This is a genomic window from Xanthomonas sp. WHRI 10204, assembly GCF_040202875.1.
In the GTDB taxonomy this organism is placed as follows: Bacteria; Pseudomonadota; Gammaproteobacteria; order Xanthomonadales; family Xanthomonadaceae; genus Xanthomonas.
On record NZ_JBEGDW010000001.1, the window covers coordinates 2,438,710 to 2,451,126 of the forward strand.

At 64.4% G+C, this 12,417-nt stretch carries 10 protein-coding genes; 7 read left to right on the forward strand and 3 right to left on the reverse strand.

Annotation, left to right across the window (positions count from 1 at the left end):
* Positions 1-14 precede the first annotated feature (14 nt).
* A complete protein-coding gene (locus ABQZ00_RS10560) occupies positions 15-1,433 on the reverse strand; it encodes a D-2-hydroxyglutarate dehydrogenase (RefSeq protein WP_323539283.1) in 1,419 nt (472 codons plus the stop codon).
* A 208-nt stretch (positions 1,434-1,641) separates the two neighbouring features.
* Between ABQZ00_RS10560 and serA the strand changes: the two genes are divergently transcribed.
* Positions 1,642-2,883 (forward strand): phosphoglycerate dehydrogenase, encoded by a 1,242-nt coding sequence (gene serA, locus ABQZ00_RS10565; RefSeq protein WP_055846438.1) that lies wholly within the window; start codon positions 1,642-1,644, stop codon positions 2,881-2,883.
* A 177-nt stretch (positions 2,884-3,060) separates the two neighbouring features.
* Here serA and ABQZ00_RS10570 read toward each other — a convergent pair whose 3' ends face one another.
* Positions 3,061-3,609 carry an NUDIX hydrolase gene (locus ABQZ00_RS10570; protein ID WP_323526088.1) on the reverse strand — a complete coding sequence of 183 codons (549 nt, stop codon included), beginning with the start codon at positions 3,607-3,609 and terminating at the stop codon, positions 3,061-3,063.
* A gap of 176 nt (positions 3,610-3,785) precedes the next feature.
* On the opposite strand from ABQZ00_RS10570, the gene ABQZ00_RS10575 reads away from it, so the two are divergent.
* The 6 genes from ABQZ00_RS10575 (at position 3,786) to ABQZ00_RS10600 (ending at position 10,452) form a co-directional block, all read left to right on the forward strand.
* Positions 3,786-5,258 (forward strand): amino acid permease, encoded by a 1,473-nt coding sequence (locus ABQZ00_RS10575; RefSeq protein ID WP_323539282.1) that lies wholly within the window; start codon positions 3,786-3,788, stop codon positions 5,256-5,258.
* 177 nt (positions 5,259-5,435) lie between these two features.
* The gene (locus ABQZ00_RS10580) at positions 5,436-6,866 is read left to right on the forward strand and encodes an amino acid permease (protein WP_055846430.1); all 1,431 of its coding nucleotides are present in this window, start codon (positions 5,436-5,438) and stop codon (positions 6,864-6,866) included.
* A 91-nt stretch (positions 6,867-6,957) separates the two neighbouring features.
* Positions 6,958-7,611 (forward strand): methylthioribulose 1-phosphate dehydratase, encoded by a 654-nt coding sequence (locus ABQZ00_RS10585; RefSeq protein WP_055846428.1) that lies wholly within the window; start codon positions 6,958-6,960, stop codon positions 7,609-7,611.
* Between the two features lie 35 nt (positions 7,612-7,646).
* Positions 7,647-8,213 (forward strand): 1,2-dihydroxy-3-keto-5-methylthiopentene dioxygenase, encoded by a 567-nt coding sequence (locus ABQZ00_RS10590; RefSeq protein WP_115512852.1) that lies wholly within the window; start codon positions 7,647-7,649, stop codon positions 8,211-8,213.
* Positions 8,214-8,215: 2 nt separating this feature from the next.
* Entirely contained in the window at positions 8,216-8,914 is a 699-nt protein-coding gene (gene mtnC, locus ABQZ00_RS10595) for an acireductone synthase (protein ID WP_323539281.1), read from the forward strand.
* 506 nt (positions 8,915-9,420) lie between these two features.
* The gene (locus ABQZ00_RS10600) at positions 9,421-10,452 is read left to right on the forward strand and encodes a C13 family peptidase (RefSeq protein WP_323539280.1); all 1,032 of its coding nucleotides are present in this window, start codon (positions 9,421-9,423) and stop codon (positions 10,450-10,452) included.
* Positions 10,453-10,711: 259 nt separating this feature from the next.
* Here the strand turns inward: ABQZ00_RS10600 and ABQZ00_RS10605 are convergent, their stop codons facing one another.
* Positions 10,712-12,298, reverse strand: a complete 1,587-nt coding sequence (locus ABQZ00_RS10605; RefSeq protein ID WP_323539279.1) for a calcineurin-like phosphoesterase C-terminal domain-containing protein — start codon at positions 12,296-12,298, stop codon at positions 10,712-10,714.
* Positions 12,299-12,417 lie beyond the last annotated feature (119 nt).

Below are 12,417 nucleotides of genomic sequence, written 5' to 3' on the forward strand. Positions count from 1 at the left end.
AGGTGATGAAGAGACTACCCGGCAGGCGCCGCGCCGGGCACGTTGTCCATGTCGAACAGCTTGCCGGGATTCAGCAAAAGCTGAGGATCCAGCACATGTTTGACGCCACGCATCAGCGCGATTTCTGCGGCAGAGCGCGTGCTCCCCAGGTACGGCTTCTTGACCAGGCCAATGCCGTGTTCGGCGGAAATGCTGCCGCCAAAGCGCTGCAACGCGTGCGCCAGCACCTTGGTGACCTGATCGCAGGCCGTCACAAAATCAGCCTGACTGGTGTCGTCGGGCTTGAGCACATTGATATGCAGGTTGCCGTCGCCGATATGACCGAACCACACCACATCGAAGTGCGGATACGCCTCGCCGAGCAACGCCTGGGTTTCGGCCAAAAACGCCGGCATTGCCGAGATGCGCACCGACACGTCGTTCTTGTAAGGCGTATAGCGCGCCACCGCTTCGGTGATGCCCTCGCGCAGCCGCCACAGTTGCGCGGCCTGCGCATCGCTCTGGCTGATCACCCCGTCGCTGACCCAGCCCTGCTCCATGCAGGTTTCAAACGCAGCCATCGCGGCAGCTTCCTGCGCTGTATCGCCGGCCGCGAACTCGGTGACCACGTAATACGGGTGCACCTCGGCAAACGGTGCCTGCGCGCCGTGCGCGAGCACGTGCTCCAGCGCGCGGTCGGTGAAGAACTCGAACGCTTCCAGACGCAGCTGCGCGCGGAACGCGGCAAACACCTGCATCAACACCTCGAACGAGGGCAGTGCCAGCAGCATCACATTGCTCGGCGGCGGCGGGTCGGTCAGCCGCAGCGTCGCTTCGACCACGATACCGAGCGTGCCTTCGGAACCGATCATCAGATGACGGAAATCGTAGCCGCTGGAATTTTTCACCAACGCATTGTTGAGCTCGAGCAACTCTCCGCCGCCGGTGACCACTTTCAAACCGGCCACCCATTCGCGCGTGTTGCCATAGCGGATCACGCGAATGCCACCAGCATTGGTGGCGATGTTGCCGCCGATCGAGCAGGACCCGCGTGCGGCGAAATCCACCGGATACACCAGCCCGTGGTCGCGCGCGGCGTTGTGCACCGCTTCCAGCGGCATGCCGGCCTGTACGGTGAGCGTGCGGTCCACCGGGTTGAAGTCCAGCGGCTTGTTCAAGCGTTCCAGGCTGAGCACCAGCTCGCCATTGGCGGCCACCGCGCCACCGGACAACCCGGTACGGCCGCCCGATGGCACCACCGCCACGCCTTGCGCATTCGCCCATTGCACCACGGCCTGCACTTCTTCGACCGAGCCTGGCAGTGCAATGGCCAGCGGGTTGGGCGTCCAGCGCCGGGTCCAGTCGCGGCCGTAATGCTCCAGGTCGGCCGGCTCGGTCTTCAAACGCAATGCCGGCACGGCCTGTTGCAACGAAAGAATGCGGGGATCGGTCATGGGGCACGGCGCGGCAGTAGGAACCGCACAGCGTGCCAGTGCGCGCCGGCCTCGTCCAGTTGCGCTGTGGTGCGCTTGCGCTGCGTTGGATTCAGCTGAAACCGTTGCAGCGCAAGGGATTGCCGCGTGCAACCCATGCATGGCGAGCGCCCAATCCGGCACCTCATCTGGCATAGTTGCCGACCCGATTGCTGCAATGCGCTCCCCCATGTCGCCGAAGAGAACCTCGTTTCCCAAGCAGGACATCCGCGTCCTGTTGCTGGAAGGCATCAGCCCGACCGCCGTGGATGTATTCCGCGCCGCCGGTTATTCGCAGATCGAATTGCACGCCAAGTCGTTGCCCGAAGACGAACTCATCGCGCGCATTGCCGACGCGCATATCGTGGGCATCCGCTCGCGTACGCAGTTGAGCGCCGAGGTGCTGGCGCATGCCAAGCGCCTGATGGCGGTGGGCTGCTTCTGCATCGGCACCAATCAGGTCGACCTGGATGCGGCCGAGCTGGCCGGCATTCCGGTGTTCAACGCGCCCTACTCCAACACCCGCAGCGTGGCCGAGCTGGTGATCGCCGAGGCGATCCTGCTGCTGCGCGGCATCCCGCAGAAAAATGCCGAATGCCATCGCGGCGGCTGGTCCAAATCGGCCGCTGGCAGCCACGAAACGCGCGGCAAGGTGCTGGGCATCGTCGGCTACGGGCACATCGGCACCCAGGTTGGCGTGCTGGCCGAATCCTTAGGGATGCAGGTGATCTTTCACGACATCGAAACCAAGCTGTCGCTGGGCAACGCCCGTGCGGCGATCGACCTGGATGACCTGCTGGCGCGCTCGGACGTGGTGACGCTGCACGTGCCGGAGACGCCATCCACCAAGGACATGATCGGCGCGGCAGAAATCGCCCGCATGAAGCCTGGCGCGCATCTGATCAACGCCTCGCGCGGCACCGTGATCGATATCGACGCGCTGGATGCGGCACTCACCTCCGGCCAGATCGGCGGCGCGGCAGTGGACGTGTTCCCGGTCGAGCCCAAGGGCAATGGCGATGCATTCGAATCGCCGTTGATTGCGCACGACAACGTGATCCTGACCCCGCATGTGGGTGGCAGCACGCTGGAAGCGCAGGACAATATCGGCATCGAAGTGGCCGCCAAACTGGTGCGCTACAGCGATAACGGCAGCACCTTGTCTGCGGTGAATTTCCCGGAAGTGACGCTGCCCGAGCACCCCGACAGCCTGCGACTGCTGCACATCCACCGCAACGTGCCGGGCGTGCTGTCCAAGATCAACGAGCTGTTCTCGCGCCACAACGTCAACATCGACGGCCAGTTCCTGCGTACCGATGCCAAGGTCGGCTACGTGGTGATCGACGTCAGCGCCAGCGAAGCGCAGGCCACCGCGCTGAAGGAAGGCCTGGCCTTGATCGAAGGGACATTGCGGACGCGGATTTTGTATTGAGGTGTTGGTGGAGGAGCGGCCCTCATCCGGCGCTTTGCGCCACCTTCTCCCGCAGGCGGGAGAAGGGAGTGCAGGTCATCCTTCTCCACCTGCCCCCTTCTCTGCGCTTGATCCCTTCTCCCGCCTGCGGGAGAAGGTGCCCGCAGGGCGGATGAGGGCGCACTCCTTGAGCACCCATCACACGCCTCGGGCCACCCACTTCTCGGCCATACGCCGCATCGACGGATCCAGCTCTGGCTCGGCCAGCAGCTCGGCAATCGGGCGCCACGCCAGGGCCAGCGATTCTTCGCTGACTTCGAACGCTTCGTCCGCGCCTGCGACCACCACGTAACGCGCGTCGAAATGCCAGTGCCCCGCCACCTCGCCGCGCGCGGGGATCCAGTGGCGGTCCAGGTCGAACAGCTCGGCATCTGCCAGCCGCAAACCGGTCAGCCCGGATTCTTCTTCGGCTTCGCGCAACGCCACCTGCGCCAGATCGCGGTCGCCGTCGGCGTGGCCGCCCAGCTGCAGCCAGCGTTGCAACTTGCGGTGGTGGGTCAGCAGCGTGCGGCTGCCGTCGGCGCTGACCACCCAGGCCGAGCCGGTGAAATGACCTTCGACACGCTCGCGCACGAACGGATCGGTGGCATCGTCCAGCAGCTGCACGAACTGGTCGGCCACCTCGGCCTCGTCCGGCCAACGTGCGCGGTAGGCAGCCAGTTGCTGCCGCAGGGTTGCATCCACCATCTGTCGTTCTCGGTTGCGCATGGATCAGCGACCATTATCGCCATTCATGCTGCGTACGCGCTTGTCGTGAGCGTGTAGCTTTGGCAAGGTAGGCCGCTTGCCTGTCCCAATGGGATGCGGCGCACACCTTCGCCCAGGCGCGCGCGCCTTTGTTCTGCCACTTAGGGATGTACCGAATGCTGAAGTCTCTGTTGAGGGTCAAACCGATCGAGCCCGCTGGACATGTGGATGCGGGCGAACCGGTCGAAGGCAGCCTGCAGGGCGAAGCGACGCTACAACGGACCCTCACCGCCAAGCACCTGATCATGCTCGGCATCGGCGCAGTGATCGGCGCCGGTATCTTCGTGTTGACCGGCCAGGCCGCGGCCAATCACGCCGGCCCCGCAGTGATGTTGTCGTTCGTCTTCGCCGGTATCGCCTGCGCCTTCGCCGGCCTGTGCTACGCCGAGTTCGCGGCGATGATGCCGGTCTCCGGCAGCGCGTATTCGTACTCGTATGCCACCCTCGGCGAAGGTATCGCCTGGTTCATCGGCTGGTGCCTGGTGCTGGAATACCTGTTTGCCGGTTCCAGCGTCGCGGTCGGTTGGTCCGCCTACCTCATCAGCTTCCTGACCGGCACGCTCGGATTGCCGTTCCCGGCAGAACTTGCGGGTGCGCCATTGGCCTGGGACGGTCATGGGTTTGTCAGCTCCGGCAACATCGTCAACCTGCCAGCGGTGCTGATCGTCGCCGCGGTGAGCATGCTGTGCTACGTGGGCGTCACCCAATCAGCGTTCGCCAATGCGATCGTGGTAGCGATCAAGGTCGTGGTGATCTGCCTGTTCGTCGGCTTCGGCATCGCCTACATCGACCCGGCGAACTGGCACCCCTTCATCCCGGAAAACACCGGTCCGGGCCAGTTCGGCTGGGATGGGGTGTTCCGCGCGGCGTCCATCGTGTTCTTCTCCTACATCGGTTTCGACGCGGTCTCCACCTCCGCTGGCGAGACCAAGGACCCGCAGAAAAACATGCCGATCGGCATCCTGGTGTCGCTGGCGGTCTGCACGGTTATTTACATCATCGTCTGTGCGGTGTTGACCGGATTGCTGCCCTATACCCAGCTTGGCACCGCCAAGCCGGTGGCCACCGCGCTGGAAGCGCACCCGCAATTGAGCTGGCTCAAAACCGCGGTGGAGATCGGCGCGATCGCCGGCCTGTCCTCGGTGGTATTGGTGATGCTGATGGCGCAGCCGCGCATCTTCTACACCATGGCCAAAGATGGATTGATGCCCAAGCTGTTCGGCAAGGTGCACCCGAAATTCCATACGCCCTACGTCGGCACCATCTTCGTCGGCGTGGTCGCGGCGCTGCTGGCCGGGGTGATTCCGTTGAATGTGCTGGGTGAACTGGTGTCGATGGGCACCCTGCTCGCCTTCGCCACCGTATGCGCCGGCGTGATGGTGCTGCGCTTTACCAAGCCCGAGCTGGAGCGTCCGTTCCGGGTACCGCTGGCGATGATAATTTGCCCGTTGGGTACGCTTGCGTGCCTGGCCCTGTTCTTCCAGGCCTTCCAGGAGCACTGGAAGGTGTTCGTGGGCTGGACCGTGATCGGCCTGTTCATCTATTTCGGCTATGGCATCCACCATAGCCGTCTGGCCCGCAAGGCTTGATTGCGAGTCCCTCGCAACAGCCCGCACATCCGTGTGCGGGGATTTGACAACGCGAGTCCCTCGCAACAGCCCGCACATCCGTGTGCGGGGATTTGACAACGCGAGTCCCCCGCAACAGCCAGCACATCCCGCACAAGCACGCACCGTCACGCGCAGGGATTCAACAGGAATCGCTCCATGTTCAAACAACTTTGGGCCACCAAACACCCGCACGCCAGCCATGAGGCGGCCGACGGGCTGGGCCTTCAACGCGCGCTCGGTCCCTGGGGGCTGACCGCCCTGGGCATCGGCGCGGTGATCGGCGGCGGCATCTTCGTGATCACTGGCCAGGCCGCGGCCGACCATGCCGGCCCGGCGATCGTGCTGTCGTTCGTGCTCGCAGCGATCTGCTGCGCGTTCTGCGCCATGGCCTACGCCGAATTTGCGGCCATGGTGCCGGTGTCCGGCAGCGCCTACACCTATACCTACGCCACCTTCGGCGAGCTGGCGGCCTGGTTCATCGGCTGGATGCTGGTGCTGGAATACGGCGTCTCCGCCTCAGCGGTGGCGGTCAGCTGGACCGGCTATTTCCTCAGCCTGCTGGAACACTTCGGCATCCATTTACCCGCCTCCCTGGTCAGCGCACCGCTGGACGGCAAGCTGCAACGCACCGGCGCGATCGCCAATCTGCCAGCCGCGGGTATCGTCTTGTTGCTGACCTGGCTGTGCTATGTCGGCATCCGCAAATCGTCGGCGATGAACATGGCGATGGTGATCCTCAAGACCGGGCTGATCATCCTGGTCATCGCGGCGGGCTGGAAGTACGTGGACCCGGCCAACTGGCATCCCTTCATTCCCGCCAACGAAGCACCGGGCAAGTACGGCATGGAGGGCGTGCTGCGCGGCGCCGCGATGGTGTTCTTCGCCTATATCGGCTTCGAGGCGGTGTCAGTGGCGGCGCAGGAATCGCACCGGCCGCAGCGCGACCTGCCGATCGGCATGATGCTGTCGCTGGTGATCTGCACCGTGCTCTACATCGCCATGGCCGCAGTGATGACTGGCCTGGTGCCGTTCACCCAGCTGGGCACCGACGAGCCTGTGGTGACGGCTGTGGCTGCGCATCCGCAGCTGGCCTGGTTGCGGGTGGTGGTGGAAGTGGGCGCGCTGATCGGGTTGTCGTCGGTGGTGCTGGTGATGATCATCGGGCAGCCGCGCATCTTCATGATCATCGCGCGCGACGGCCTGCTGCCGGCGATCTTCACCCGCATCCATCCCAAGTACCGCACGCCGCATATCAATACCGTCATTACCGGCGTGGGCATCGCACTACTGGCTGCCATCTTCCCGCTGGATGTACTGGGCGAGCTGACCTCGATGGGCACGCTGATCGCCTTCGCCGCCGTGTGCGCCGGTGTCTTGATCCTGCGCCGCACGCATCCGGAACTGCCGCGTCCGTTCCGCATGCCGGCCGCGTGGCTGATCTGCAGCGCCGGTGTGCTGAGCTGCCTGGCCTTGCTGTCGGCAATGACCTTGCACAACTGGATGCTGATGGGTCTATGGACCTTGGTCGGGCTGGTGGTTTATTTCGGCTACGGCTATCGCCACAGCCGTCTGCGCGACAGCCGCTGACCCTGCGCGTGTGCGGAGTCCGGGCGTGGCAGGTCGAACACCCTGCTGCGCTGCACCTGACCGTAATCTGGTGGGGCAGTAGAATAGCCGTATGAATGCGACCACTGCCCCCCTGCCCTATAGCGCCGCCCGTTTGCACGAGCTGGCGCAGTTGCTGATCGGCAACATCCGCGAGCTGGCCCAGGCCGGCTGGACGCCCGCCACCAGCAGCAATTTTTCTCATCGCCTGGACGAACAGCACGCCGCGATTACCGTCTCCGGCCGCGACAAGGGTCGCCTGGTCGAAGAAGACATCATGGTGGTGGACTTCGATGGCCAGGCCGTTGGCCGCCCGCTGCGTCCATCCGCCGAAACCTTGCTGCATACCCAGCTGTATCGCCGCTTCCCGGAGATCGGCTGCGTGCTGCATACGCATTCGCCGGTGCAGACGATTGCGTCCCGCCTGTATGCCGGCAGCGGCGCGATCCGTCTGGAAGGCTACGAATTGCTCAAGGCGTTCGAAGGCAATACCACCCACGACACCGCGATGGACGTGCCGGTGTTTGCCAACACCCAGGACATGCAGGTGCTGGCCGCGCAGGTCGAGGCCTTGCTGGACAAACAGAGCATGTGGGGGTATCTCATCGAAGGACACGGTCTGTATGCCTGGGGCCGCAACATGGCCGAGGCACGCCGCCATCTGGAAGCGTTCGAATTCCTGCTGCATTGCGAACTCGAACTGCTGAAACTGCGCGGCCCGCGCTGAGTGTTGTCCGTCCCCCATTCGTGAGCCAGACCGCCATGAGCCGACTGCGTATCTTTGCCGACACCAACCCGACCACACCGGAATTCGACAGCCGCGATGGCGATGCGATCGCCGCCGAGCTGGTCAAGATTGGCGTCACCTTCGAGCGCTGGGCTGCCAGCCAGCCGGTCGAACCCGGCGCCACGCCCGAACAAGTGATGGCCGCCTATCGCGCCGATATCGACCGTATCAGCAGCGAGCGCGGCTTCAAGACCGTGGACGTGGTGAGCATCGCGCCGGATAACCCCAAGCGCGAAGAAATGCGCGCCAAGTTCCTGGACGAACACTTCCACAAGGAAGACGAGGTGCGTTTCTTCGTCGCCGGCTCGGGCTTGTTCACGCTGCACGTGGATGCCAAGGTCTACGAGATCGAGTGCGTCAAGGACGACCTGATCGCGGTGCCCGATGGCACCTTGCACTGGTTCGACATGGGGCCGGAGCCGCATTTTGTGGCGATCCGCTTCTTCACCGAGCCGGACGGCTGGGTCGGACATTTCACCGGCACCGAAATCGCCAAACAATTCCCCCGCTACGCCCCCGAGACACCTCACAAGGCCAGCTGACGATGACACGACCGCAAGCGATCCTCACCGATATCGAAGGTACGACCAGCAGCATTTCGTTCGTCAAGGACGTGCTGTTTCCGTATGCACGCCGTGCCATGCCCGCCTACGTGCGCGAGCACGGCAATCACCCGCAGGTGCGTCACTGGCTCAACCAGGTGGCCGACGAGATCGGCGAAGACGTGCCGGACGAGGTGTTGATCACCACGCTGCAGACCTGGATCGACGAGGACCGCAAGCACACCGCGCTCAAGGCCTTGCAAGGCCTGATCTGGGGAGACGGCTACAAGACCGCCGACTTCACCGCGCACATCTATGCCGATGCGGCGATCCAGCTGCAGGCCTGGCACGCGCAGGGCATTCCGCTGTACGTGTATTCGTCCGGCTCGGTACCGGCGCAGAAGCTGTTCTTCGCGCATAGCGATGCCGGCGACCTGAGTGATTTGATCACCGACTGGTTCGATACCGAGCTTGGCCCCAAGCGCGAGAGCGCCAGCTATCGCCGCATTATCGAGCGCATCGGCAAGCCTGCAACGGAGATCCTGTTCTTGTCGGACGTGATCGAAGAACTCGACGCCGCCAAGCGCACCGGTATGCGCACCGCGCTGCTGGACCGCCGCGAAGACTATCCGACGCCGCGCTCGGCCGAGGACGTGGGCAGCCACCTGCGCGTGGAAAGTTTTTCGCAACTGGTGTTTTGAGCCGGCAGGTTCGCTGAGACATCGGCTGTCGCGGTGCGGCGGCCGGTGAGGTTGCAAGAACGCCGTGTGTAATCCGTTGGACGTAGGACCTCCAGGCACCTGGACCGAAGCGTCATGTGACGGATTGGCCCTTATACGACGACTGATTGCGGTCGCATGAGGGCATCTTGCAAGCAGCACAGCCGTGTTGAAGCCACCGAAGCAGGCTGGCTTCGCGCAACCGCTTGCCAGCTCGTGCATGCGTCAGTGGAGTAACTGGTTCGCCAGCTGATGCATGCGCCAACGACAGGTTGGAAGACGATGCGCAGCGGCTTGCAAGCTGGACGATGCGTTCTGATCTACGCCGCGCTCCTGCCGGCTTGAGCAGTCGCCGCATCTGTCTGAGGGCAGTCGCAGTCGCCAGATGCAACGTTCGATCGACCGCTCCACACATTCCTATTCCACGCATCATCGAGGCATCGGCGTTGTCCCCATCGCTCCAATCACGCTTGGCGTCGCACGCGTTGATGCGCCGGATGCTGGTGCTGCTCGCCGTGGTCTTGCTGGTTGCCGGCTGTCATCCCGATGCGGGCGCGGCGTTGCCGGCACAGACCGCGGACGACGCGGCGCAGGTGGACCCGGTCGACCAGGCCGCGCTGAAAAAAGCGCTGGCCGCCGTGCAGCCGCAACGCCCCGGCGTCACCGATCTGTATGTCGTCGGCTTTGCCGGCGATGCCAGCGACGACGTGTTTCGTAACGAAACGCTGTACCTCAAGCAATTGTTCGAACAACGCTTCGATGCGCGCGGCCGCGTGGTCACGCTGGTCAACAACCCGGACAATCTGGGCGAGCAGCCGTACGCACCGTTGGCGACCTACGACAATCTCTACGACACGCTCGCTGCGATCGGTAAGCGCATGGATCGCAAGGAAGATGCGCTGCTGCTGTTCGTCACCACCCACGGTACCGAAGACCACACGCTGTATGTGCAGGTGGATCAGAACGAAGAAGACTTCATCAGTCCGCAGGATCTGCGCAAGGCGCTGGACGATGCCGGTATCGACAATCGCATCATCGTGCTCTCGGCCTGCTATTCGGGCGGCTTCATTCCGGCGCTGCGCTCGCCGGACACGCTAGTCCTGACAGCGGCACGTGCGGATCGGCCATCGTTCGGCTGTGGCAACACGTCCAATGCCACCTACTTCGGCCAAGCCTGGCTGATCGATGCGATGAACCGCAGCGACGATCCGCTGACCGCCTTCGACATGGCCAAGACCGCGATTACCGCGCGCGAGAAACAGGACGGCGAGTTGCCGTCATTGCCGCAACAATCGTTGGGCCGGCGCATTGCGCCGGTAGTGGGGCGCTGGCGCGCCGGGCTGCACCTCGGCCCGGCAGTTGCCTATCCGTATCCGCCGCTGGAGGACGAGCCCAACGCCGATATGGACGCCGAAGCGCAGCGCGAGGCTGGCGCCGATACGGCGGGAGCGGCGACGCCGGCATCGCCTGCGTCGCGACGCAACGCGCCGATTCGCCCGACACCCGCATCATCGCGATAAAGCCGACGCGCTGAGACTAATTCTCATTTCGCCAGCAATGTCTGCGCATCGCTACACTCGCGCAGCCAGCCAGCCAGCCAGCACCGATCTTCGCCAGCGCGCCTTCGCCTGCCAGCCCGGATCTCAAGACGCCTCCTTTGTGGAGGCGTTTGCGTTTGTGGGGTTCGATACCGAGCCCCCCAGCGATGCCGCAGGAGCGTCATTGGGCGCGGCGGGCGTTACCGCAACACCTCTTGCCGCCTTGCACGCGCGCATCTGCTCAAGGATCGGCGCGCTGCAAGCGATACACCGTGCGTGCGCTGTATTGCCCGGTCGGCAAGGTGGCGCGCACCTCGACGACATGTTCGCCAACGCCGAGCGTGGTGGGCAACGCGCTGCGCCACAGATGCGTCGATGGTGTGGCTTCGGGCGAGCGGTCGTAACCACGCAGTTCCGGCGCTGCATCGTCGCGCGCATTCTCCGCAAGCAGCGCCGGGTCCGCACGCTCGACGCGCTTCATCGCCTGCCACGGCCCAGCATCGATGCGCGACTCCACCACGGTGCTGTCCTGCCCCATGAACACATTGGCGTACACGCCCCAGGCCGCATACGCACCCTGCCGTAGCACCTTGGGCGCAGACAGCGATAGCTGCGCATCGTCGGCCGCGCGCGCGGCGTGATAGGCCAGGGTGTAGTCGCCGCTGGGAGCGACCTTCAGCACCGCATAACCGTTGGGCGTGCCGTCGCTCATCGTCGCAGCGGGAATGCCGTCGGCATCCTTGACGCCGGACCAGAACGCACCGCAGGCCGCGCCGACGTTGTATTCGTGCAACGGGCGCGCGCCCTGCCAGCCTTCGTCCGCGCCATGCTCCACCTGCCGCTGCGTGTGGCTATGCCCGCTGAGCACCAGCACATGCGGGAAATCCTTCAGTAGCGCGAACAGGCGGCTACGGTCGGCATGCCGGAAGGTCTCCTGCCCCGGGGCTGCATCGAACAACGGGATATGCATGCCCAGCACCAGCAGGCGCTCGCGCGGCAGCTGCGCCAGATAGGCCTGCAGAAACACGAACTGGTCTTCGCGCAGACCGCCCACATACGCCGGCTTGCCGCCGGGCGTATAGATCACATCATCCAGAAACACGAAGCTGGCGTTGGCTTCCTCCACCGCGTAGGTGTCTGGCCCGTACGCCGCACGCCAGCTGTCGAGCGACTGCAGATCGTCGCCGGCATCAAAATTCAGATCGTGATTGCCGGGCACATGAAACCACGGCACGCCAAGCTGCGTGGTGACCTTGTTCAAAGCCGGATACAGGCTCAGATCGTCGCTGACGATGTCGCCCAATGTGGTGCCGAGCCGGGCGGCGGTCTTGCCGACCAGCGGCGCCACGATATCGCGCTGGTAATAGCCCACATCGGTGAGGCTGGCGGTCTGGCTGTCGGCAAACACCAGCATGTCGAACCCGCTGCCCGCCGCCTGCGTGCGTGGCGTCAGCGCGAAATCCCAGCCCTGCGTACTGCGACCGGTAGCGGCGATGCCGCGATATTTGCGCTTGATCGAACCGCGCGGCGCGTAGTGCCGCCAGAACCCGGGCAAGCCATCAGCGGCGGGCACAAAACTGCGATCGCCCGGTTTGATCACGAACACCGTCTGCCCCTCGCGCACCGGCAAACGATAGCGACCTTGTGCATCGGTACGCACGATCTGCGTGCCGTTGGACACCGCCACATCGGCAACACCGGACTCATCGGCACTGCGGCCGGCACGCCCGTCGCGCTCTTCGTACACGATGCCATCGACCACCGCATCGCGCGCATACGCGCTGCCGGCGAGCACACCCAGGGCTAGAAGAGCGAAGCGAAGCTGCATGCGTGTTCCCGCGATAAGACCAGCGGAAATTGTACCCGCCGAGGCAACGTGGACGGCACCGCGTGCAAACGACATCACACCGCAACGCATCGTAGGAGCGCACCTGGGCGCGACGTGGG

Bases quoted from the DNA above. Each gene is read 5' to 3' on its own strand.
- ABQZ00_RS10560 (WP_323539283.1), bottom strand. From the start codon at position 1,433: ATGACCGATCCCCGCATTCTTTCGTTGCAACAGGCCGTGCCGGCATTG.
- serA (WP_055846438.1), top strand. From the start codon at position 1,642: ATGTCGCCGAAGAGAACCTCGTTTCCCAAGCAGGACATCCGCGTCCTG.
- ABQZ00_RS10570 (WP_323526088.1), bottom strand. From the start codon at position 3,609: ATGGTGGATGCAACCCTGCGGCAGCAACTGGCTGCCTACCGCGCACGT.
- ABQZ00_RS10575 (WP_323539282.1), top strand. From the start codon at position 3,786: ATGCTGAAGTCTCTGTTGAGGGTCAAACCGATCGAGCCCGCTGGACAT.
- ABQZ00_RS10580 (WP_055846430.1), top strand. From the start codon at position 5,436: ATGTTCAAACAACTTTGGGCCACCAAACACCCGCACGCCAGCCATGAG.
- ABQZ00_RS10585 (WP_055846428.1), top strand. From the start codon at position 6,958: ATGAATGCGACCACTGCCCCCCTGCCCTATAGCGCCGCCCGTTTGCAC.
- ABQZ00_RS10590 (WP_115512852.1), top strand. From the start codon at position 7,647: ATGAGCCGACTGCGTATCTTTGCCGACACCAACCCGACCACACCGGAA.
- mtnC (WP_323539281.1), top strand. From the start codon at position 8,216: ATGACACGACCGCAAGCGATCCTCACCGATATCGAAGGTACGACCAGC.
- ABQZ00_RS10600 (WP_323539280.1), top strand. From the start codon at position 9,421: ATGCGCCGGATGCTGGTGCTGCTCGCCGTGGTCTTGCTGGTTGCCGGC.
- ABQZ00_RS10605 (WP_323539279.1), bottom strand. From the start codon at position 12,298: ATGCAGCTTCGCTTCGCTCTTCTAGCCCTGGGTGTGCTCGCCGGCAGC.